22 protein-coding genes and 1 pseudogene are annotated in these 23,501 nt (G+C 43.2%); 12 read left to right on the top strand and 11 right to left on the bottom strand.

The window, feature by feature from the left end; all coding sequences use genetic code 11:
- Positions 1–157: 157 nt before the first annotated feature.
- The 3 genes from GC098_RS30925 to GC098_RS30915 form a co-directional block, all read right to left on the bottom strand.
- Positions 158–964: an MBL fold metallo-hydrolase gene (locus GC098_RS30925; RefSeq protein ID WP_171647458.1), complete on the bottom strand. Its 807-nt coding sequence runs from the start codon at positions 962–964 to the stop codon at positions 158–160.
- Positions 965–969: 5 nt separating this feature from the next.
- Positions 970–1,872: an SMP-30/gluconolactonase/LRE family protein gene (locus GC098_RS30920; RefSeq protein ID WP_171647456.1), complete on the bottom strand. Its 903-nt coding sequence runs from the start codon at positions 1,870–1,872 to the stop codon at positions 970–972.
- A 159-nt stretch (positions 1,873–2,031) separates the two neighbouring features.
- Positions 2,032–2,859 carry a phytanoyl-CoA dioxygenase family protein gene (locus tag GC098_RS30915; protein ID WP_171647454.1) on the bottom strand — a complete coding sequence of 276 codons (828 nt, stop codon included), beginning with the start codon at positions 2,857–2,859 and terminating at the stop codon, positions 2,032–2,034.
- Between the two features lie 132 nt (positions 2,860–2,991).
- Between GC098_RS30915 and GC098_RS30910 the strand changes: the two genes are divergently transcribed.
- The 3 genes from GC098_RS30910 to GC098_RS30900 all read left to right on the top strand — a co-directional run bounded on the left by GC098_RS30910 (position 2,992) and on the right by GC098_RS30900 (position 5,865).
- A complete protein-coding gene (locus tag GC098_RS30910; RefSeq protein WP_171647452.1) occupies positions 2,992–3,786 on the top strand; it encodes a helix-turn-helix transcriptional regulator in 795 nt (264 codons plus the stop codon).
- 99 nt (positions 3,787–3,885) lie between these two features.
- Positions 3,886–5,037: an MFS transporter gene (locus GC098_RS30905; protein WP_171647450.1), complete on the top strand. Its 1,152-nt coding sequence runs from the start codon at positions 3,886–3,888 to the stop codon at positions 5,035–5,037.
- A 48-nt stretch (positions 5,038–5,085) separates the two neighbouring features.
- The gene (locus GC098_RS30900) at positions 5,086–5,865 is read left to right on the top strand and encodes a 3'-5' exonuclease (RefSeq protein WP_171647448.1); all 780 of its coding nucleotides are present in this window, start codon (positions 5,086–5,088) and stop codon (positions 5,863–5,865) included.
- A gap of 77 nt (positions 5,866–5,942) precedes the next feature.
- Here the strand turns inward: GC098_RS30900 and GC098_RS30895 are convergent, their stop codons facing one another.
- The 7 genes from GC098_RS30895 to GC098_RS30865 all read right to left on the bottom strand — a co-directional run bounded on the left by GC098_RS30895 (position 5,943) and on the right by GC098_RS30865 (position 10,634).
- Positions 5,943–6,314, bottom strand: a complete 372-nt coding sequence (locus tag GC098_RS30895; protein ID WP_171647446.1) for an IDEAL domain-containing protein — start codon at positions 6,312–6,314, stop codon at positions 5,943–5,945.
- A 472-nt stretch (positions 6,315–6,786) separates the two neighbouring features.
- Positions 6,787–6,936, bottom strand: a complete 150-nt coding sequence (locus GC098_RS30890) for a hypothetical protein (RefSeq protein WP_171647444.1) — start codon at positions 6,934–6,936, stop codon at positions 6,787–6,789.
- Positions 6,937–7,026: 90 nt separating this feature from the next.
- Positions 7,027–7,827: an SDR family oxidoreductase gene (locus tag GC098_RS30885; RefSeq protein ID WP_246359075.1), complete on the bottom strand. Its 801-nt coding sequence runs from the start codon at positions 7,825–7,827 to the stop codon at positions 7,027–7,029.
- Positions 7,828–8,024: 197 nt separating this feature from the next.
- Complete coding sequence (locus GC098_RS30880; RefSeq protein ID WP_171647442.1) at positions 8,025–8,378, bottom strand: hypothetical protein; 354 nt, start codon at positions 8,376–8,378, stop codon at positions 8,025–8,027.
- A 161-nt stretch (positions 8,379–8,539) separates the two neighbouring features.
- Positions 8,540–8,992, bottom strand: a complete 453-nt coding sequence (locus tag GC098_RS30875) for a hypothetical protein (RefSeq protein ID WP_171647440.1) — start codon at positions 8,990–8,992, stop codon at positions 8,540–8,542.
- A gap of 271 nt (positions 8,993–9,263) precedes the next feature.
- Complete coding sequence (locus tag GC098_RS30870) at positions 9,264–9,725, bottom strand: DIP1984 family protein (RefSeq protein WP_171647438.1); 462 nt, start codon at positions 9,723–9,725, stop codon at positions 9,264–9,266.
- 90 nt (positions 9,726–9,815) lie between these two features.
- On the bottom strand, positions 9,816–10,634 hold the full coding sequence (locus GC098_RS30865) for an MBL fold metallo-hydrolase (RefSeq protein ID WP_171647436.1): 819 nt from the start codon (positions 10,632–10,634) through the stop codon (positions 9,816–9,818).
- Positions 10,635–10,770: 136 nt separating this feature from the next.
- Between GC098_RS30865 and GC098_RS30860 the strand changes: the two are divergent.
- The 7 genes and pseudogenes from GC098_RS30860 to GC098_RS30830 all read left to right on the top strand — a co-directional run.
- Positions 10,771–10,919, top strand: a pseudogene (locus GC098_RS30860) (SDR family oxidoreductase); the annotation flags it as partial.
- 193 nt (positions 10,920–11,112) lie between these two features.
- Positions 11,113–12,252, top strand: a complete 1,140-nt coding sequence (locus GC098_RS30855; protein WP_246359068.1) for a PQQ-dependent sugar dehydrogenase — start codon at positions 11,113–11,115, stop codon at positions 12,250–12,252.
- A 302-nt stretch (positions 12,253–12,554) separates the two neighbouring features.
- Positions 12,555–14,114, top strand: coding sequence for a spore germination protein (locus GC098_RS30850; RefSeq protein WP_171647432.1), 1,560 nt, complete (start codon positions 12,555–12,557; stop codon positions 14,112–14,114).
- Between the two features lie 19 nt (positions 14,115–14,133).
- Positions 14,134–15,327, top strand: coding sequence for a Ger(x)C family spore germination protein (locus GC098_RS30845; RefSeq protein WP_171647430.1), 1,194 nt, complete (start codon positions 14,134–14,136; stop codon positions 15,325–15,327).
- Positions 15,328–15,332: 5 nt separating this feature from the next.
- Positions 15,333–15,575, top strand: a complete 243-nt coding sequence (locus tag GC098_RS30840) for a hypothetical protein (RefSeq protein ID WP_171647428.1) — start codon at positions 15,333–15,335, stop codon at positions 15,573–15,575.
- A gap of 28 nt (positions 15,576–15,603) precedes the next feature.
- Complete coding sequence (locus tag GC098_RS30835; protein ID WP_171647426.1) at positions 15,604–16,701, top strand: GerAB/ArcD/ProY family transporter; 1,098 nt, start codon at positions 15,604–15,606, stop codon at positions 16,699–16,701.
- A 22-nt stretch (positions 16,702–16,723) separates the two neighbouring features.
- Entirely contained in the window at positions 16,724–17,821 is a 1,098-nt protein-coding gene (locus GC098_RS30830; RefSeq protein WP_171647424.1) for a GerAB/ArcD/ProY family transporter, read from the top strand.
- Between the two features lie 9 nt (positions 17,822–17,830).
- On the opposite strand, the gene GC098_RS30825 is transcribed toward GC098_RS30830, so the two are convergent.
- Positions 17,831–18,220, bottom strand: coding sequence for a ribosomal maturation YjgA family protein (locus tag GC098_RS30825; protein WP_171647422.1), 390 nt, complete (start codon positions 18,218–18,220; stop codon positions 17,831–17,833).
- 158 nt (positions 18,221–18,378) lie between these two features.
- Between GC098_RS30825 and GC098_RS30820 the strand changes: the two genes are divergently transcribed.
- Both GC098_RS30820 and GC098_RS30815 read left to right on the top strand, forming a co-directional pair.
- Positions 18,379–19,941, top strand: a complete 1,563-nt coding sequence (locus GC098_RS30820) for an SWIM zinc finger family protein (protein WP_171647420.1) — start codon at positions 18,379–18,381, stop codon at positions 19,939–19,941.
- Entirely contained in the window at positions 19,938–22,868 is a 2,931-nt protein-coding gene (locus tag GC098_RS30815; RefSeq protein WP_171647418.1) for a DEAD/DEAH box helicase, read from the top strand. Before GC098_RS30820 ends, GC098_RS30815 begins: the two co-directional genes overlap by 4 nt.
- The last annotated feature ends 633 nt before the right edge of the window (positions 22,869–23,501 follow it).

Here is a 23,501-nt window from a genome sequence, read left to right as displayed (position 1 = left end):
TTTAAAACATAGTAACTGGACCCGCAGCCTTTGAAATATCTGCTGAGACGATGAATTTCATCGCTAAAGTGTGGGGAGCGCCGAAAAGTGACTCCGTAGCGATGTAAATCACGTTTATGATAGCTTCCATAACTTTCTCTTCGAAAGAAGACCTTCACTACTTCACATATATCAGTGTCTCACCCGGTTGGAAAATATGAAACTTCTGTCCTGGATGCTTCTGATACAAACGGTCCACGAAGGGAGCGATCCCTTCACTATTGTTTGCATACATATCGAAGTGCACAGGCACAACGGTGTCGAACTTCAGGTGAGCCGCTAGGTCTGGCGCTTCCAGAGCGTTCATGTTGCCGACGATACCGAGGCGATTGCGGAAAATGTCCCTTCCGTTAATCGGCAAAAAACCTACATCGATGATGAAGCCGGACAACGCCTCGACTAACTCCTCCGTCAGAAGCGTATCCCCTGCATGATAAATGCACAATCCATCCCACTGTAAGATGTAGCCCAAGTAGTGATCCCAGCCTTCACCATCTCGCACTCGCTCCTCGTGCCAAGCTGGAATGGGGTGAATGATCAGTTCAGCGCCGTATTGAAATGCCTCCTGAGTCCCAAGCGCATGCAGCCGCTCTGCTGAAATGCCGATCGCCTCCAACATAGGCAAACACGACTTCGGAGCACCAAACTGGCATTTGGGCGATGCCAAGGCAATAGCCCTCAGCGTGTCTGGATCCATGTGGTCCATATGCTCATGCGTACAAAGCACGAGATCCAAATCCGTTAATGTCTCCGGCTTCACAGGAGGCGCATACCTCCGCTGCCAAAAGCCCTCGGGAAACCCAGGAAGCTGATCAACAGAATCCGTCAAATAAGGATCGATGACTATAGCGGTATCGTTTTTACGCAGAATAACGCCGACCTGACCGATATACTGAATCTTTAAATGTCTGTTCTCATTTGACATAGAACCTACCCTTTCCGTTCCTCATGCTGTACTCCGAATGAATGCGTCTTCGTGCCTCTTACACCTGGCTTTACCGCAAAAATCCCTCCAGCATGTGGCTGATCCCCCACTTGATCCTCCAGAAGACCCTTGCGGGCGGTCGTAACGTACAAGGTGTCAAGTTCGTCTCCACCGAAAACACAGGAAGTTGCTTTAGCTGCGGGTATGGCAATGCTGTCTATCTTTTGACCTGTACGGGGATTCCAACGGGACACCTGCCAACCATCCCAATGGGCGATCCACAGCATCCCTTCTTCATCAATCGTCATCCCATCTGGGAACCCTTTTTCATTCCTAAAATCGATCAGTATTCTCGGGTTGCTAATTTCTCCTTTATCCGCCTCATACTCAAAAGCGATCACAAGCTTTTTCATAGAATCGATATAGTACATCTCTTTCTCATCTAAGCTCCAAGAGATCCCGTTGGAAACGCCCACTCCCTCGTAAACCTTGCGATAACTGTGATCCGTTTCTAGCACATAGAGTGCACCTGTTGCCTCTTTTTCTATAATCTCCATGGTGCCCGCCCAGAATCGTCCGTTAGCATCACATTTCCCATCGTTAAACCGATTTTCAGGTAAATGAGATTCTGGATCAACAAGGGGCGTAAGCTTGCCATGCTCCATCTGGTACGTTTGGAATCCAGATTGTGTCGCTAACACAACCTCATTTTCGCCCGCACAGACAACAGCACCGACAAATTCCCCAATGGGAAAATCTTCGTTAAGCCCTGTTTCAGGATCAAACCTACCAAATTTTTTTCCTATAATATCAACCCAATACAACAAACGCTGTTCCGCATTCCAGCACGGACCTTCAGCCAATGTGGCTTTGGCATCAAGTACCAGTTGCACGATTGGTGATCCCATTATGCATCAACTCCTCTCTCTAATTGTAAACCGTCATCATAGAGATTGGAAGATGCAGGAAGTTGCTAACGAGTTCTAATCTTCTTGTATGTCAGAACATGTACTCATCTTAATCCTCTTTGAATGTCAGAACACGTACTGACCACATGCTAATATCAATTAACACTCGGCTCCGCTCATTTCATTGGTGAAGAAACGTTTATACTCTTTTGGCGTTAGTTTAGAAACGGACGAACCAACATAATGAAACTGCAGGGCGCGCCGTTTCTTCGGAGAAAGATTATAAGGTGTCCCATGTTTAAGTAAACCGTGGAACATTAGGATTCCGCCTGGCAATAATGGCACTGCTACATCCTTCTCAACAGCAACATGTGAATCGCAAATTTGCCAATCCCGAACTGCATAATGCGGCGTTGCGCCATCCGCGTGCGAACCAGGAATAACATGCATGCAGCCATTATCCAGCGCTGCTTCATCCAAAGCAATCCATACGCCTACCACTGCTTTCTCATAAGCAAGGTTTCCATAAGCCATGTCCTGATGCCATGGTTTTTCACCCCCTCCATGTGGAGGCTTGAGCAAGGCCATATCCTGGACAAGACGCGGCTCCTCGCCAAGTATATCTCGCACCGCCGCGAGTATAGCAGGATGGTAGGCAATCTGTTTGAGCCGTTCATCCCTATCGACAAACTCGCTGACTTTACGAATTGCTAGTTCACGTTCTTCTTCCGTTTTCAATTCACTGCTTGGTTTCGTGAACTGAATTTGTGCCCCTTTGTCATCTACAAAAATAATCTCATACAGCGCTATCTTCGCATCCTCGATTTCTTTCTCATTGAGTACATGCTCTATTGCCGCATAGCCATCTTTCCGGTATTGCTCGAGCTGATCTTTACCCCAGTTTTCAAAGCCATTCCATATATCCGCAATGCGATCATACCGATAAAGCTGCGCCGAGATTTCTTCAGGAGAACTTATTTCTGACATTTGGGATAACCCCTTCCGCTTTAAATTATTTGTTTACTCCTATCTTTATTATAGGAACGGAAGGTAGTAAACTAAATGCATTAATGCACATCACTGTTTGCACTATTTTACATAAATCGGAGGAAATCTTTCATGTCTGTTTTCACATCACAGGAGCTCGTCCTAGACAGTTATTTCGGCAAAGTCATCTGTGAACCTAACTGGAAATGGAGCCGTGAACATGAGCCATTCCATGATTACGACTTCTGGTATGTATGGGACGGCGAAGGTGAGGTTAGCCTGAATGGTAAACACTACCATGTCCGTAAAGGGGATTGTTTTCTCTTTCGTCCTGGAGATTTAACGAGCGCCAAACATAACCAACAGCACCCCCTTACGGTTACCTATATCCACTTCAACACGATAGATACAGCATTCCCGCTAGTGTCTCTTCCCTCTTTCGTCCATTTTGACCCCTCTGAATTTCATGAGCCCTACTTGGACCGTTTCATACATGTTCGGTTGACTGGCGCTTATGGACATAACGAAGAAGCCGTGATGCTGCTTCGATTGTTATTGCTCATGTTTGAACGCCAAACCCCAGGTAACCAAGCGAAAGGTGATCCTGCTCGCCGTTCTATGAATCGGGTGATGATGGATATTGCGGCCCATATCATACAAGATCCGGGGCACCAACATAGTATCCACGACTTAGCCAAACAAGCGCACCTTTCACCTCGCTACTTCTCACTTAAATTCAAAGAAATCATAGGGCAAACGATTGAGTCCTATATCATTCAGAAAAGAATCGAACGTGCTGCTTATCTTCTCAGACTTGGCATGAATGTTGGGGAAGTTTCGGAAGCCCTTGGCTATCGGAGCATTTATTTCTTTAGTCGACAGTTCAAAAAAGTAACGGGGATGAATCCATCCGAGGTACGTCTCTGAAGAATCGCTTTAATTTACTTTGGATTCTTTACCATGACATGTTAGAATGTAGTTTTACAACAGCATTGTGCTAATTTATCTAGGAAGGTTAAGGTCATCATGAATTCTTCAAATTTATTGCGTTCGTTTAACTTTTTGTATTTTGCACTTCTGGCTATGTTTGTTTCATTTCTTCCCGTCTATTTAGATGCGCAAGGGCTTCCAGCAACAAAGATTGGTCTCATTATAGGAACGGGAGGCTTCATTGCCATCTTCTCGCAACCTTTATGGGGAATGATCAGTGATCGAACGAAGACAATTAAGAAGGTTATGTTACTCCTCTTAGGTTGTTCAACCATTGTGGGGTACTTGTTATACGCCTCATCCAGCTTTGTTGTGCTTCTTCTTTTTACGATGCTTATGTATTTTTTCTTAATGCCTCTCGATCCCCTGACAGAAAGTCTAAATTTCCAAACAGCTGAGGCTAACGGGGTAAGCTACGGTTCCATTCGAACCTTCGGAGCTGTTGGTTATGCGGTCATGTCTTTGGCCGTTGGTTATACCACTCAATATTTTGGAATCAATAGTTTGGCGTTCTTGTTCGCTGGAATAGGTATCATTAGCATTCTAATCTGCTTGCCATTGCCTGATGCGCCTGTAACTGGGAAACCGATCTCTCTAAAAAGTCTACGCAATTTCTTAAGCAATAAAGAAACCATTTGGTTTATGTTACTTATCTTTATTGTTGCCGTGCCTCAACGGATCAACGATACTTTTCTTGGCGTCTATATTCGAAAATTAGGCGGCACCCCCGACATGGTCGGTTTGGCCTGGTTTCTAGCAGCAGGAAGCGAAATTCTCGTATTCGCTCTAAGCTTTTGGTGGCTTCGCAAAGGAAAAGAGTTAGCGATCATTTCTTTCGCCGCTGTGTTTTATTTCATTCGTTTTTTTCTATCTGCATGGGTGACTGATCCTCATATTCTCGTGTATCTTCAGCTGCTGCAAACCTTCACGTTCCCGATTTTTTATTCAGCGGCTATCCAATATTTATACCGTATTGTTCCTGAAGAATGGCGTGCAACGGGACAGACTGTGCTTGCGATCCTTTTCTTTGGCGTATCGGGTATCGTCGCTTCCTATCTGGGTGGTTGGTTCTACGAAAGCTTTGGCGGGAAACAATTATATCTATGGATTTCAGGGATGTCCTTTGCAGGCCTACTCTTTAGTTTCGTTCTAAATACGGTCTATGGAAAACGGAAGCTGGTATCCTAGGCATTTTCTGATAGAATGGAAGCACAGAGACAGAACGGGGGCCACAACATGGACTACATTATTTTGGACATTGAATTCAACGGTCGCAAGTTTGCGAGCGATTTACCTATGGAGGTTATTGAAATTGGAGCAGTCCGATTAGATTCCTCCCTACAGGCTATTGATGAGTTTTCATCGCTAGTCAAACCTGTTTATTTCTCCAAATTGAATGGGTTTATCAAGAAAAAAACGGGCATCCCCCAAGAAGATATCGATCAAGCCGACGGCTTTCGTAAAGTCATTACGGATTTCATAGACTGGCTAAATAAAAGTGAAGATTTCCTTCTAGTCACCTGGGGTGGCGAAGATTTGAAACGCATCGTGTTTGATACGCGGATGCATAAGTTAGATGATGCTTACTGGATGGCGGCCAGCTATTTTGATCTACTGAAAGGGTTTATCCGCTATAAAAATGTGACGAATGATGTCAGTGTCGAGGCTGCTTTGCTCGATCTTAATATTGCTGCTGAAGGCTCCGCTCACAGGGCATTAGACGACGCGCGTATGACAGCTGAAGTATTTCGGGCTATTTTTACGGAGTTAGATTTCGAACGCAAACAGCAGTACATTGACGTGTACGCTAACGCCAAGGAACGAAGACTGGTTAAGACCGCTATTCGAGCCATGACAGCTCAAAAGGTAACTCCTACGTGGGAACTGCTCGTTGAACATTATTTCGCTGACAAAGTGACACTTACCGATCCCAGAAAAGTCACAGAACTACAGACTCTTTTTGCCGCGGAAATCACGAAAGAAAAACAAGTCTCAAACAAGGCACCTATTCAATAAGCGGGAAAATATAATTAAACAGCCAATCCATTAGGACAACATGTCTCTTGGATTGGCTATTTCTTTGATTCGCCCCATTAAAACTGATCAACACCCAAACGGTTATGATAATAGGATGGAAATACATCAAGCTCGCCGCGTTTCGAGCTATTTTGTTGAATAGCGAATAATTTCGCTGATAATTCATTGAACCATCGCTCGTCTCTCGTTGTTAACGCCACATCAATCAAGCTCTTTACTTGATCTTCTATATCAAACTGGCTTACCGGCAATTTTTTTATGTCTTGACTGCTTACTTCCATTGTTTTTCCGATGGCAGTTTCACGATCCGATGCAATAACGTGCACCCGAGCAACGCCTAACAGCACATCAATAGACTCAATATAACCATGCAGCAATTCATCTTCATTTGTAGTTGCCACAACCCAATCACTGATTACAAAGTTCATGATCATCACCGCCATTAGCTTATTTTTTGTAAGGACTTTATACTGTAATTATAAATATTACAGTATAGTTTGTCAAGACCTACAAATTCCTCTTTCAATGGCCAATGGCAGTGATGGCTAAAGCGAATACGGACCCGGCAAATTTATATATGCCAACGAATAAATTGCTTATGAACGAAGCATATTAGCATATACAATTGAAAGGGTGAGAAGCATAGATAACTTAACATTTAACAGAGACACAAATATTGAATCTGCAGTTAATGCTGAAGGTAAATCGGAGGATTCCAATGAAGACGGGCCAGATGATACCATTATCAGAAGCTCCGAGCACACTAGTCCTGAAATATGCCGAGCAGGTTTTGATGATTAACTGATAATGACGATTCATAGATAGCAGAAATGAAATAAGCGTATGTTGTACGGGTGAGTCCCCCGAATCAACATACGCTTTTCTCTTTTTTATAAGTGACTATTCATCATTTTTCTTGTTATCTTTCTCAACATCTTCAATTGTATATTTCAACCCTCCAGTACGGGCATGATCAAAGACGATATTGACCTCCTTGGATTGTCCGCTTTTGGGATCGTATGAAGTGACTGTTTCTTTTTGTTCATCCATGGTTTCGTTCACCTCCGATTATAGACTGCTCATTTCCTTGGATAATCATTCGTTCCTCTCGACCACTAGTAAGTCGGTTTGCAGCTATCGTTAAAGCAGCGATTCAGCGCCGTCAATGAACAACTCCGTGCCGGTAATATGGCTCGAGGCTTCCGAGGCAAGGAAAGCTACTAGATTAGCAACCTGCTCCGGCTGACCTGGCGCGTGTTCCAATGGCTGGCTGCCTTGTGGATATTTAACGGGGATTTTGATTTTCTCGAGCTCCGGCGTCGGCTGAGTATTTTCCCCAATGTTAGTCTTGATTGACCCTGGACAGATAGCGTTGACGCGTATTTTGTAACGGGCCAATTCCAATGCGGCCATCTTGGCGAATGCCACTTGTCCTGCCTTTGAAGTGCTATAGGCTGTCATCCCAAATCCAGAGAATGCGCGGCTGCCGTTGATGGAGCTTGTGATGACTATGCTGCCGCCATTCTCTTTCATATGAGGAATCGCTTGTTTGACGCACAGGAATGTCCCCTTCAGATTCACGGACAGCGTTCGATCCCAATCCTCAGGCTTCATATCCTCGATCGGTGTCAAAACCCCGTTTATCCCTGCATTAGCAAAGACGACATCTAGTCGTCCCCAGGTTTTTACCGTCTGCTCGAACGCCTGAGCAACACGGTCCGGATCAGAAACATCGACATCAACTGTGATCGCCTGACCGCCTGCCGCCACAATATCCTGTCTCGTCTGCTCTAGACGGTCGTCCTTCATATCCACAAGGCACACTTTCATCCCTTGTTGTGCAAGCATCTCGGCGGCAGCCTGACCAATTCCTGATCCCGCTCCGGTGATCAATGCGACCTTATCCTTCAAATCCGGCAGTCCCATGCGCGGTTTTTGCATCGTTTGCACGCTAATGAGCTATCACCCCTAACCCAAATAATTAGTGGATTGAAAAGAATCCTTGCTTGGTTTGCCCGATAGGGGTGAAAAATATGTAGTTTGTTGGATTACAAATCTGGAATGAACCTTCACCCATATGAACAAGCTCTAGCTTGTATGAAAGTGTCCACCGTGTAAAAAATATGATGTACAACATGTTACTTTAAAAACCAGTCGGGGTGGTCATCGTTCGTTAGGACGCCATCCAATGGAAAAATCATTTCGATAAACTCACCTGTATATGCATTGATATCAATACCAACACCATCGATAAATACAGACCATTTTCTGTTACCTGAAGCGATATTCCAAAAAGTATCTTTATTGACCCAACTGCTCTCAATGTTATTTGTTTTGTAAGATAGATTCATTTTATTATTTACTGTATCCATATGTTTTGTAGCTATTGATATTGCTTCGTCCGATGTAAGGATAGGTCTGGCGTATTGATAACCTACAATAATGATAATAACTGCGAGTAATAGTGTAAGTCTGACAATTAATTTTTTCATTTAAGTACGACTCCCTCTTTATAGCTGCACAATGTCCTATCCGTTAATCTTTATCTATTTCTGATTGTTTGAGAGTTCCGAAGGAAATCCTTCAGATAACTTTCCGAATTTCGCCAAAACCTCTTTTGCTTTATCGCTCTCCACACATCACCAACTCCTTACTACGATTGTAAGTAGGCCTTTAAAATTTCTTCTACCGGTTTTCCAGTTAAGCTCTTACTAATTGTAATCTTTACCGTATCCGTTCTTCCGTTAATCATTATTTCAAATTGATCCACACGACCCTCAACCATATAGACGTGCATGATGCGTTCCTTAGCAAAGAATTCATCATTTAATTTTATTCCGTGCTCTCCCACGTAAACTTGTTCAATAAGAACTCCAAGGACAACTATGACTATCAAAATCATATATTTTATATTCCACTCTAATAATATAATTAATGGCAAAGCAAGAATTGAAAATATCATTGTTTGAATGCTTTTATAATTACTTGACCCCTTAAAAATCACAGCTCCCACTTGTTTTTTAGCTTTAATTGCTTTGATCCCCTTATAAAACATATAAACGATGAAAACAAGCAAAATAATGTCGAATAGCTTCAATTTAATCACTTCCTTTAACAAAAAAAGAGCAAAACCGAAGGCCTGCTCTCTTTACTATAATGTTGCGCTAATTACCAAGTCCCCTTACCCACCCTCACCGTAATCAACAAATCAGCACGTGGTAATTACAATACGCAGTAACCTTAAGTAGACGCAAGCATCTTGTTACATTACTGGGCTAATTAGTTATTGTATCAGGCATGGCCCTGCTCTGATAGTCATCCAACTTTCCCAGTTGGCGGGTTGTGCTCGCTTTTGTTGACTATGGCTACCAACTTGATTACTGCTCTATGACTTCGACTGTCCAGTTCTTCTCTTGAATCTTAAAATCTAATTCTCGATAACTTTTCGACAAATCATCCAACTGCTTCTGAACTTCATTAACTTCAATCGACCTATAGAACTTTACTTCTGAACGGCTAAACCTATCTTGTTTGATTGTAGCTGCTTCTAATATATCATTTAAAATATTTCGCTTTTGCATAAGTTTATCACGCTCTGCAAGTGCATCAGCAATACTCATGTTAGTATCAAAAGAGGTTAAAGAGTTCGTTTTATTGATTTTTTTCACCCAACTTGTTAACTCTTCTATCGTTCTATTTAATTCTTCAAAAAGGAAATTAGGCTGTTCCACGGGCTCTTCACCCTCTTGAACTTTTACGACTCTCTCTAGTCTTTTCTTTAATTGAGCTACTTTCCTTTGAGCATCTGCTCGCAGTACTAGGGCTTCAGCTAGTTTCATATTGTACCTCCAAATTCAAAAATTCCACGTTTTAACTATACCATATTTTACTAGTTTAGTTAAAATGAATCATTGCCACACGCCAATTGCTTAACTAGAATATTCCAGCTTAATGATTCTAATATTTTCTTCGTGGCATTCTTCTGTAAAAGAAGATTTATAAGCATGCTCATCACCAAGCGCCGCGATAGCATTCTCATCTTTTACAATGACCGCCTTTATAAGCCGTTCCAAATGATCAGAAGACATGTCCAAACGCCTTTTCATCTCCACTGTATCGCTGGTAACTTGTCCATGCCCCGGAACTAACAGCTCGATATTGTGTTTATCTAATATCTGACTTGCCGTAATCATCGTTTCCTTATATGCTTTGGCACTATGATAAATAAACGGTAATTCGAAATCTGATAAATAATCGCCCGTAATCCAAATACCCAACGGCTCAATGACAGTAAACAATCCATCCGACGTGTGTCCTGGGGATTTATAAAAAGTCAATAACGTATCCCCTATCCTAAGTTCCTCGGCATCTTCCGAAATGATGATATCAAGGGTTGGAAATTCGACGGGATAATTTCGATTAATATAATGTTTCCTATCAAATTCTTGAATCAAAGCAATCTTAAAGTCTTTCTTCGGGTGACAGCTTAGTGCGTAACTTCCAATTGTTTTAGCGCCGGGAAACGCTTTATAACCAATAACGTGATCAAAATCCCCATGCGTAAATAACAGGTATAGGTCCCGATCACCTTTTACCGTATTAACATAATTTCTAATTTCATCAACTTCATTTGGAAGCCAGTTCGGATCAACGATTAGTACCATTTCCTTCGTCAGCAGAACGGTTGATGTCGTTTGATATAATGCGCTTTGAAAAACGGTTGTATGTTCATTTTGATATATAATCATAAGATTTTGGCTCCTTATATCAAACTTTTGCTAATTACCTAACAATGTTCTCTTCTTATACTACCACGAGTATTTGGGTTACGGGTATCTTCCACTTCGCATTGCGGGGTACCGAGAATTATGGTTCATCGCATAGGTATCCAAATTCGGATCCAACAGTCCGATGAAGCGCCCCGGACAGCCTGAGGAACTTGGACCGTCCTACGTGTTCCTTGCCTCGGACGATTCTTCGTATACGTCGGGGCAAGTGCTGCACGTGTTGGTGGACAAGTGGTAAATGGCTAATCAAATAGGATAAGTTGAAAAGGTCGGTGCCTTCCGTTGAAGGCACTGACCTTTTTCGCGCTTATTTTATCCATCCAATTCAAAATTTGAGAATCAGTGCGGTTTATCGCTTCCTGCCACAAAATGGTATAATAATTTTTGCAAACCACAGGCTAAACGCATGTTCATCCTAATCATTGAGGGGGAAAGGTTTATGAGAACGATCCTAGTGATTCTAATAGCTTTATCGCTTGGAATAACCTCTGGCTGTACGCGGAATAAAGAAGTTATTGAACCCTCTCCAGGTCAGACTTCAACTACACAATTGGATATTCCCTATACAATGGAAACAGTTGCCGAAGGACTTAACGTCCCTTGGGAGATGGATATTGCGAAGGATGGCCGGATTTTTTTCACGGAAAGACCCGGTACTCTGCGTGTTATTGAGAAGGGTTTTCTGAACCCTGAGCCGCTTATTTCTTTCGAAGCCCCCTTCATCAGCGAAGGAGAGGGAGGATTGCTAGGACTTGCGCTTGATCCCTCTTTTATGGAAAACCACTATATCTATGTATATCACACCTATCGAGTAAAGGATCAAGTTAACAATCGTGTGTTGAGGCTTATCGAAAAAAATAATAAAGCGCAGCTGGATAAAGTATTAATTTCCGGATTACCAGGAGCGGAAAACCATAACGGCGGAAGGATTAAAATTGGTGCCGATAAGCTGCTTTATATTACTTCTGGTGATCGGTACGATCCTCCATTAGCACAGGATCCAACTAGCATGGGAGGCAAAATATTACGAATTGCCCTAGATGGGTCTATTCCTGCCTCTAATCCGATTAAGAATTCAGCTATCTATAGCATGGGCCACCGTAACCCTCAAGGGCTCGCTTGGCATCCAGAAACAGGGCAATTGTACAGCTCCGAACATGGACAAACCGCACATGATGAGATTAACCTTATTGAGCCTGGGGGCAATTATGGTTGGCCATTAATTGAAGGTGAAATAGCATCAAGTCCAGAGAAAGCTAATCTAAAAACGCCAATCCTACAAAGCGGAAAAGAAACGTGGGCACCATCAGGCGCAGCATTCGTTAGCAAAGGGCCTTGGAAAGGCAGCCTACTGGTGGCAGGATTACGGGGAGAACGGCTTTTAAAAATAAATCTAAAAGGTCCAAAGTACGATACAGTCTCCAACGTAGAACATTTGTTTCAAGGGAAATTCGGCAGGCTTCGCAATGTCTATGAAGGACCTGACGGATCTTTATATCTCATGACGAATAACAGAGACGGTCGCGGCAAGCCTAAAACAGGCGATGATAAGATCATTCGACTGAAGCCTACCTTTTGACTGCATGACTTTAGCTGAATATCGTTGAATTAATTTCTGCCCTTGCGCTTCCAAAAGAAGTGTTTAGGGCATTATTTGTATATTTAAAGAGCTATCCTTCATTCATCTATCCATTCATCCATTCATCCATTCATCCCGAAACCTCCAGTGAGCATATATGACGATGAATTCCGATTTAAGACACTTGTGCGGTTAATTTGTTGCTCGAGACACAACAAAAGAACTTCAGTACGCATACCTCATGAAAGTTCAGGAAATGATGTATGATATAACAACATCCTAGAACTTGGAGAAACTACCACATGTTCGCTCACTGGCTGCGCTCCAAAAAGAATCCAATTACTCCTTCGCAGAACACAATCGTAGAACCAACGGCATCCATGCCTTTATTCTCAACCATTCAAGAAAATATTGATTACGTTCGACAAAGTCTCGGAAACAGCACGGATATTGTTATTCGAGAGTTTACCTATAATGTTATTACAGAAGGGTTAGCCCTCTTGTATACAGATGGACTAGTTGATGCGAAAGTCGTCAATGATTTCATGATGAGATCTTTGATGGCGGATACCACGGAAATTGATCCCGAGCAAGACCCATTTGATGTATTAACCATACATACTCTGACGATTGGTGAAATTCAGAAGGTATCGGATATGAAAGGAATGCTCCACCATATCCTATCGGGCGATTCCGTCATACTGATGAACGGGTATACAACCGGGCTGGCAGCTGCTACCAAAGGGTGGAAAGACCGAGGTGTTACAGAGACGAATGTAGAAACCGTCGTTCGCGGGCCGCGGGAAGCTTTCTCCGAATCCATTCGAACGAATACCGCCTTGATTCGAAGAAAGATCAAAGATCCGAATTTATGGATGGAAACCTTCCAGGTAGGCCAGGTTACCCAAACTGACGTTGTTCTTATGTATGTGAAAGGTATTGCTTTAGATTCACTAATTCTGGAGGCCCGCAATCGATTGACTCAGATTAACATCGACGGGATTTTCGAGAGCAGTAATATTGAGGAACTCATTCAGGATGAAGTGATCACTCCTTTCCCAACCGTTTATAACTCAGAACGTCCAGACGTCATCGCACTTGAATTGATTCATGGCAAAGTTGCCATTCTTGTAGATGGGACCCCTTTCGTGCTGATTGCTCCTGCTTTATTTGAAACTTTCCTCAAAGCTTCCGAGGACTATTATCATCGGGTAGATATTAGCACATTAGTAAGGATGCTTCGTTATGCTGGATTTCTCATTGCCTTACTAGCCCCATCTTTTTATGTGGCAATAACAACGTTCCATCAAGAAATGCTGCCGACTCAATTGCTCATTAGCCTCGCTGCACAAAGAGAAGGTATTCCATTTCCGGCGTTTATCGAAGCATTATTGATGGAAATTACATTTGAGGTTTTACGGGAAGCAGCCTTACGCATGCCACGAAGTATAGGTTCTGCCTTATCGTTTGTTGGAACGCTTGTCATTGGGCAAGCAGCAGTCGAAGCCGGAATTGTTTCGGCAGCCATGGTTATCGTTGTTTCCATTACTGCGATTTCCAGCTTTGTTTCCCCTTCTTACGACTTATCAAATGCCATTCGCATCCTGCGATTTCCTCTGATGGCTCTGGCTGCTTCATTCGGATTTTTCGGCATACTCGCAGGGTTACTTGGACTTATTCTGCATTTGAATAGTTTGCAGTCGTTCGGTGTGCCTTATTTAAGCCCTTTTGCTCCGCTTGAATTGAACAAACAAAAGGATGCCTTATTTCGATTTCCTTTTCAATCGTTATTTTCACGAGTTCGCATCGTTAATGCCAATAATGTAGTCAAAAAAGCGAATAGGAAGCCCTTCAAACCTTAGAAGGAGGAAAGAGGCAGATGTGAAATCATTTATTCGACTAACAGCTTGCTTACTTACCATAGTCTTACTGTTAAGTGGCTGTTGGAGCCGCAAGGAGCTTAATGATATTGCCATTGCTGAGGGAGTAGGCATTGATATTGCGGGTGATCAGTTTGAGTTAACCGTTCAAATTGTTAATCCTGGCAGTGTGACGAAGGCGAAAAGTGAGCATGAAAGTCCCGTTATTGTGTATTCATCTAAAGGCGACACACTAAACGAAGCTGTGAAACGATTGACTTCGTCGATTTCGAGAAAGATCTATTTCGCTCATATCCGTATTCTGGTGTTTTCCGAGGAATTAGCCAAGAGAGGGATTGTCAATTCGATGGATTATTTAATGAGAGGGAGCGAATTTCGATCTGATTTCAACGTGGTCATTGCCAGAGAAGGCACCGCTAAGAAATTATTAAGTGTGATGACACCTTTGGAGAAAGTTCCAGCCAATTACATCTTTAACTCCCTCGAAGCAGCTAAGAAAGAATGGACAGCTGCAGTAACGATTCAGCTAGATCAATTATCGAATTCTATAGTAACCCCAGGGAAGAGTACGGTCATATCAGGAATTCAGGTTATTGGAGATCAGAAGGTTGGCACTAGTAACAAAAACATTGATTACACAGGGCCTCCTGCACGATTAAAATACTCAGGTAACGCGATCATCAAGAAAGATAAACTGGTTGGTTGGCTAAACGAAAATGAGTCTCGTGCTTATTCCGTTATTACCAATCAATCAAAGCGGTCTGCTATACATCTGGTCTGTCCTAATGGAGGGAACATTGGCATTGATGTGGCCCGCATCAAAAGCAAGGTATATGCCGTTGTAAAAAACGATAAACCTGAGATTTACATTGAATCTCGAGCAGAGGGAAATGTTTCCGATGTGGAATGTAAAATCGATCTATTCAAAGTCGAAACCATCGATTACTTAGATAAAAAATATGTTGAATTTGCTAAGTCTAATATGGAGAGTACCATTAAGAAGGCACAAAAACTAGGTGCAGATATATTGGGTTTCGGTGAGGCTGTTCATCGCGCTGATCCTAAGTATTGGAATAAAGTGAAGAACAACTGGGAAGAACTTTTCAAGGAATTGGAACCCCATCTGAATATAGTTGCCAAAGTTAGAGGTACCGGGACACTGGGTGATTCCGTTGTTAACGATATGAAGGAGTAATAGTTATGTTAATCGGGCTATGTGTACTTGCGTTATCAATTCTCATTGCGTGCTATGAGATTCCGCGCTTATGGAAACAAGGATGTAGGAAGGAGGTTTGGATCTACTGCACACTCATGTTGCTTGGTAATGTGATGGCGACTCTGAAAGGAATGGCCAAACAAATACCTAATCCGGCCGACTGGATTACGTTTCTAATGGTGCCATTAACCAAAGTTTTACTGCAAATCGGTTTGATAAAATTGTAAGCATTTATCCTGCTTAGGGAGGCATGTCATGAATAACGAGAACATATTATCGGCTCGTCAACTCATGATCCTGATTATTTTATTTTCGGTGGGAACGACCATTCTTGTAGTCCCCTCGATGTTAGCCGCAGAAACTAAGCAGGATGCCTGGATCTCAGGTGTAATGGGCGTAGGCATTGGTTTGCTTTTCTTATGGATGTATGTGAAGTTAGCGAAGATGTATCCCGATTATACGTTATTCGAAATGAATGAACTTGTATTAGGGAAATGGTTAGGCAAAGCTGTAACACTCTTTTTAGTCTTTATCGCATTTGTGCTTAGCGCACAGGTACTATACTATATTGGCGCCTTCATGACTACTCAAATCATGCCAACGACACCTATACAAGCCATAAATATTCTTATGATTACTTTTGTAATTCTAGGTGCAAAGCTAGGCGTAGTTGTATTGGGGAGAACCGCGGAAATCTTTTTCCCGTGGATTCTTCTGTTATTTTTTCTATTGGTGATCTTTGTAACGCCGCAGGCCCAAATGAAGAACCTTTTGCCCATAGGTGAAGCAAGTATAATGTCTCTTACTCGGGCATCCATATTTATGATCGTTTATTCCTATTTTCCTATCATTTTTACGTTTTGCTTGATCTCAAGCGATGTTAAATTCCCTAAAGGGTTCACTAAATCATTTCTCTATGGGGGTATAGCGAGCGGAATTTTGATGATTATTATTGCTTTTCTTAGCATCTTGGTGATGGGACCCGACCAGTCGTCAAGACAAGTGTATGCCACCTATGCATTGGCAAAGAAAATAAGTGTAGGGAATTTTTTGCAGCGTATCGAGGTCACTGTTGCATTCTTATGGTTTATTTCCATTTATTTTAAATTGACACTTTATTTTCATGTAGCGATTAAAGGAATTGCATCATTATTTCAGATCCAGAATCACAAATCTCTTTCGACTCCAATTGGATTTATCGTCACAGTGCTTTCATTAGTGGTATATCCGAATGCGGCTTATACACACCAATGGGATGTATTGACATGGGTTCCGCTCACGTTTTGTTTTGGATTCGTGTATCCACTCTTATTGATCAGTCTTAGCTACTTGCGAAGAAAAAGGGATAAATGAGGCAAATAAGGGACGTGTATATATGGGTACAGATCAAATTTCACCGCGACAATTAATGATTATCGTCATCCTATATGCCATTGGAACGGCTATCTTGGTTATTCCGGCATCAGTTGCGGCAGATGCGAAGCAGGATGCTTGGATGCCACAAATCGTAAGTATTGCAATGGGTGTTGTTCTCGTTTGGCTTTATGTATTTATTTCCAAGAAGTTCCCACAGTGTTCTATTTTTGAAATTAATGATAAAGTTTTTGGCAAGTGGTTGGGGAAGTTTATAACGTTAAGTCTTGCACTAATAACACTCATTCTGAGTTCAGAAGTTGTTTTTTATGTGGGTCATTTTATGGTCACTCAAATCATGCCGGAAACGCCAATCCAATCTATTCACATCATATTCATGCTAATTGTCATAATGGGAGCAAAGCTAGGGATAGTTGTCATGTTGAGAACTGCTGAGATCTTCTTCCCTTGGATCGTGCTTTTATTTATCTTATTCATGGTCATTAATATTCCTAATATGGAACTTAACAATCTTTTACCGATTGGGGAAACAACCACCCTTCCGGTCGTTAGATCTGCAGTAAGAATCACTAGTTATACTTATATATCATTGTTTATTACGATTGGCCCCATCATTCATCAAGTTACTAGTATGCAAAGGGCTAAGAAAGCTTATTTAATAGGCGTAATCGTTAGTGGCATAATGATGCTTCTACTCATCGTTTCAAGTGTTCTGGTATTAGGGGCAGATAATACGGCTATGCAAGTTTATCCCAGTTACGCCCTTGCACAAAGAATTAATGTAGCAAATTTTTTACAACGAATTGAAGTGATTGCGGCATTTTTGTGGCTTGTTTCGATTTATTTCAAACTATCTATGTTTTTTCACACAACGATAAGAGGCATTGCGCATGTGTTCCATTTTCGTGATTACAAAATGCTTTGTTTTCCATTAGGATTGATTGTTACAGTTCTATCTCTTGTTGTATATCCAAATACATCGTATGAAGAGAAATGGGATAGCTTAACGTTTATTTCCCTCGCACTCCTAATAGGCATCGTCTATCCTCTCTTGATCGTACTGATAGGTTGGATGCGAAAATCGTCCCTACGTGGGTAAATGGCATGATTAAATGCGCTTATCGCGCTGCAGCCATAGCTTGTCTATCCAAAAAGCAATTGTAATACCTATGACATATCGAAACAAATCAACCGTTAAATATCCTCTTCCAAGTATGAGGGATCCAATGACCGTATTTCTTATTTCGATGATCCATTCTGCTTGATATAACTGACTACATTCAATAGCAAAGCTAAATAAGACACTGATTATTAATGCCCATTTTAAACTTCTCTGTATAAAAAGAAATCGAAATCCAAAATAGACCATACTTGCCCAAAGCACGTCCCCAGCATGTTTAGCAATAAAGTGAGGGATTAGGCCGGAGAACGTTCTTGAACTTAAGCCTAAAACGACGGAAGTTATTATGGCTACAAAATACTTTATCCGAGTTTTCAAAGAGTATCATCCTTCCTATTAAATAGACTCACTAACTGGTGTATCATTCTCATTTGTTATATGATTTGAACATATTTCTTTAAATTTACATTATCAGCTTCACTATTTATACTAAAAGATGATTTTGATTATTGAGAGTGGAAAAAAGGAGCTATTCTATGAGTTCTCCCGTTTTAAATGATGAACAATGGTTGAAGCTGCTGGAGTACGTAGCCGAAACTTATAATGACGTTACCCTTAGTCGAGGGTTTACTTACTTTAAACAACAGCGTGTAGCTTCTGTGATCATTTCTGAGACTCGAGTCGTTCAGGCCCGGGTGGAAGAGGAAGAATCAGGAGACTACCGAGTCACTCTGAACTTAGACAAGCCCCGCTCCAGTGAATGTAGTTGTCCAGTACCAGCCTCTTGCAAGCATATGGCAGCCGTTTGGATGGAGCTTGGGGATCGTCTAGGTTACCCTGCTTCCCAAATTATGAATGCCAAACTGCATCTTAAACGGGCCACTTCAATTACCTCTTTGGAGTCTACGCTCACACAATTACCCAAAATGGATGTATCCAGCTGGCAGAAGTTCCTGAATCATTACACGTCCCCCATTAAGGCGACATATGATTTGGGAAATTATGTTGACCTGCTGCGTCAGCAATTGCAAAACATCAAGAAGAGCACTATTCCTTTTTCTGATATGGATCGGATTTTTTTTGACATGCATCAGGAATTATTTATCCTTAGAAAAATAAAAGAGCAGAATGCACAAGGTGGTGTAAGTTACTACACTTCTTCCACCCTTTACCGGGTTTACGATGAAATTCATACTTGGCTGAAGCAAAAATCACCTCTTCTCAACTTCACGATCTCCGGAGAGCGCCTTGAACAGACGTTAAGTTATATCAGACAGCAGATGGCTGAAGAAGTTGGTCATAACTATCAAGATTATGGCGTCTATACGGTGCTTTGGAAATATTGGGTTACTCCAGATCCCGAGGCGAGTCACTATGTAACTAAGGAAATAGACGCTCTTGAGTCGATAGCAATGGACAGTCCCTCACCTTCTCTCTCGGCCGCAAAGGCCTTCTTGTACTTGCAGCAATCCAGGAGTAAAGAAGCTTGGGAGTCTTTAGAAGCGAATGGTATTTTCAAAGAGGCCCCTGCCAAACTATTTATTCCTTTCCTAGACTATCTATATGACACCCAGAACTGGGTAGAGTTAGTGAATTGGTTGAGAAGATCAGTCTCTTTTTTCAATCGGAAACGGACCAAAGAACTTGAGGTTTATGCCGATTTTTGGACAAAAGTCATCGTGCATCTCCCTCAAGCGGAAGAACACATGTGGAGCGTTCTAGAAGAGCTATTGCCTTATTCTTTCCGGATTATTGAGGAAATGCTATACGAACAAAGAAAATGGAAGCCATGGTTGGAAATGCAGATCCTTCAGGGGCATGACCCTCTTTACCATCGCGTCAATGTTCTGCAGCCGATTGAGAAGGATACACCAAAACTCCTTCTACCCTATTACCATCAAGCGGTAGATCACTATGTCAGTTTGAAAAATCGGCATGATTACAAATTAGCGGTGAGGCTCCTCAAGAGGCTCGATAAAGTGTACAAGAAAATGAAACAAACCGAGCGATGGGAACATTTCTTTTCTGGTTTCGTGGAACGACACAGCAGGCTGAGGGCGCTGCAAGAGGAACTTAGGAAAGGAAAGCTACTGGGATGAGCACAAAATTGCATGATATGACATTGAACGTGACCTTAACGGATAGTGGAGATGCCTTACTCTGGGGACTGCAGGACGGACGCGATGTGCCCGGAGATAAATTTCGAAAGCTGCTGTTCGCGTGGCACGAGTCATCTTACTATGGGACCATTCTGGACCAACTGGTAGCTGGAGAGTTAACACTTACGGTCCTGCCCGTGGAGATGGTGCTCCCCTTCTTCGCAGAACCCTATTTCATGGATGTCCTCCGATGGGAAGGTGGAAACGAAACCACTAAGGGGCTGCTAGAATTGGCGCCGGTTCTATACCGAGAAGCTAAAGCAGGTCACTATGTACCCAGTTACAGCGCATTCCGGAATGGGAATCTGGCTTGGACTTGGGATGCCGAGACGGAGTCACTGAAAGAACTTGACTGGCATGCATTAAAAAGTTTAGATGGCTTTGGTGACGGAATGTCTGGCTTGCGTGCCGCCTTCTCTGCCGTGGTTTCGGCTGAGCACTATCCCAATGAAGCTGCCCTATCCGATCTTCGGCGGGATTATCCAACCCTGTTCCGAGCACAGAAAGCTGCCCCTACCTCGGCTGATTCTTTCACGGACGAAGAATGGCTTGCCTCTCTGGGCTGGAGACCGGACACCGCTCCCTTCCGCCCTGCTCTGCAGCTGCTGGAACCGGACGAGAACGATGATACGTGGCGCCTTCGCTTGGTACTGCAAGATAAAAGTGAAGGATCTGTGTTAACGCCAATTCGCCTTTATGCTGATGGACGTGCTTCAGGCACTTGGGCTAGTGATTGGAGCCCGTATATTCAGGAGCGTTCTCTTGGCTGGACTACAAGATTAACAGAAGCATTGCCTGGGCGAAATAACGGCGGCGAGCTTTTTGCAGAGCCTTTAAGCGACGAAGCAGCTTGGTCGTTTCTGACAACGGACAGCCGCCTTTTGTTGGAAGATGGCTGGAATGTCATGCTCCCCGGTTGGTGGGAGGCTGCCTCGAAACGGAAGCCTCGGCTGCGCGCAAAGGTTTCCTCAGAAGCTGGCGGCAGAGGCGAGTCGCTGTTCGGGCTGAACTCACTGGTAAACTTCGATTGGCGGATTGCCATTGGCGATACCGACCTGAGCGAAGCAGATTTCGCTGGTCTGCTTAGCCGCAATGAACGGCTTATCCGATTCCGTGGACAATGGGTGTACTTAGACCCTGCTTTATTGGAGCAAATCAAGAGACTCATGGAAAGCGTGAATCCGGAAGAAGGTCTGTCCCTACAGGATATCTTTCAGCTACACCTGTTAAGTGAATCCGAAAAGGAAAGAACCCAAAAGGAAAGTCTTACGGCGGAAGAAGAAGCAGATAATGAAGAACGGCTGAAGCTGGAAGTCGAGCTGAATGCGCATCTCTTGGCGCTGCTGCGTCAGCTTGGTCAGCCTTCGGAATTGAAAGAAATTGCTGTGCCGGAGGGGTTGCGAGCTGAGCTTCGCGGATATCAACGCGAGGGCTTCACGTGGCTGAGCTTCCTTAGGAAATTCGGGCTTGGCGCCTGTTTAGCCGATGACATGGGGCTCGGTAAGACCGTTCAATTCATCACGTATTTACTCCACCATAGAGCGGAGTCCGAGCAGCCTGCCCTACTGATCTGCCCTACCTCCGTGCTTGGCAACTGGCAGAAGGAGCTTGTCCGCTTTGCTCCAGATTTAAAGGTTTATCTTCATTACGGGAAGGGACGACTAAGCGGTGAGGCACTTTCTACGGTTTTGAAAGACACCGATATTGTGCTTACCTCTTATACGACAGCTTTGATGGATCAAGAGACTTTGCAGGAAACCATGTGGAGTTCCCTTTGCTTGGATGAAGCCCAGAATATCAAGAATGCCCAGAATAAACAATCCGCAGCGATCCGCACGCTCAAAGCTCGGCACCGCATTGCGCTGACAGGAACACCTATTGAGAATCGATTATCCGAGCTGTGGTCGATCTACGACTTTCTTAATCCAGGATACCTCGGGAACCAACGCGGGTTTCAACATCGTTTTGCGAATCCGATTGAGAAGCACCACGACGAGGAACGAACGGCACAGCTGCAGAAGCTCGTCAAACCTTTCATGCTGCGCCGCAAAAAGAAAGATCCTGCGATCCAGCTTGATTTGCCTGATAAACTTGAAATGAAAGTCTATATCAATCTAACAGCCGAGCAAGGAGCACTCTATGAACGATCCGTCAAGGATCTCATGGAACGTATGCAAAAGCTGGAAGGCATGGAGCGCAAAGGAGCGATCCTAGCAGCTTTGACACAGCTAAAGCAGCTATGCGACCACCCTATGCTGCTTACGAAGGAAGTTGATCTATCGGAGGAAACTCTGCTTTCCGAGGAGAGCCGCGAAGCCTTCGTGATGCGATCCGCGAAGCTTGAGCGGCTGGTTGCCATGGTCGGTGAACTCCGGGACGAGGGCGACTCCTGCCTGATTTTCACCCAGTATGTAGGCATGGGGCGAATATTGGCAGACGTGCTGCGGGCACATCGGAATGAACCGGTATTGTATCTGAACGGAAGCACGCCCAAGTTGGAGCGCGATAAGATGATTGATACGTTCCAAGCCGCAGATGAAGCGGGGCCGGGTATCTTTGTTTTATCGCTGAAAGCTGGCGGAGTCGGACTCAATTTGACCGCAGCGAACCATGTGTTCCACTTCGACCGTTGGTGGAACCCAGCCGTAGAGAACCAAGCCACGGATCGAGCCTATCGGATGGGACAGACGCGCAATGTACAAGTACACAAGTTCATCTCTCTCGGCACATTAGAGGAACGAATCGACGAGATGCTCGAGAGCAAGATGAGTCTAAGCGAGAACGTGATCTCCACCTCCGAAGGTTGGATTACGGAACTCTCAAACGACGAATTGAGAGATTTGTTTGCACTTCGTAAGGAGTGGTGATTGAAGAAAGATGGCCTCCTCAAGCATGAGGAGGCCATCGCTCTTCCTGTCTCCCTTTTAGTTTTTCTATAATCACTCTTACAATGATTCCGATAACGATGTAATACACGGCAGAGTAAACATACTTCCTCTTGATATAGACAACAACCATGATCCAATTACAAAATGGTTCCCCAATAAAAGCGTAAACCAAGCTCATACAAATTAAGCCCATGCAATATGATTTCCACGTCTGAAATACTGATGTAACAGCATATAAGCAACAGGAATCATCAACAAATCAAAGCAAATGTTTCAGGTACAAGTGGTATCATTTGAATGGGGTAATCCCAAAAGTTTAAATTATAACCAACCAATCTACTAGTTGAAAATCGGCTAGCGGCTATGTCCTTCCTATTCAAGTAGATACTCACTTGTCCGCTTGGCTTGATTGATGTAGAGTACAATTTACTGGCTTATCCTGCAGTAGAGCTGCCTGACGTGGGTCGAACTTATTTAGCCAAATGTTTTGTGTTTGGTTCTTCACTAGGAAGAGGGTGTCTGCATCTAACATGTAAATAAGATTTGATTAACTAATACTTCATAGCCTTTGGAAGATACGAGAAATAAATAAAGGGCTGTCCCAAAAGTAGA

It is taken from the genome of Paenibacillus phytorum (assembly GCF_013141715.1).
Lineage (GTDB): Bacteria > Bacillota > Bacilli > Paenibacillales > NBRC-103111 > Paenibacillus_E > Paenibacillus_E phytorum.
The sequence above is the reverse complement of the archived record's forward strand: the minus strand, read 5'-3'. Positions and strand labels throughout refer to the sequence as shown.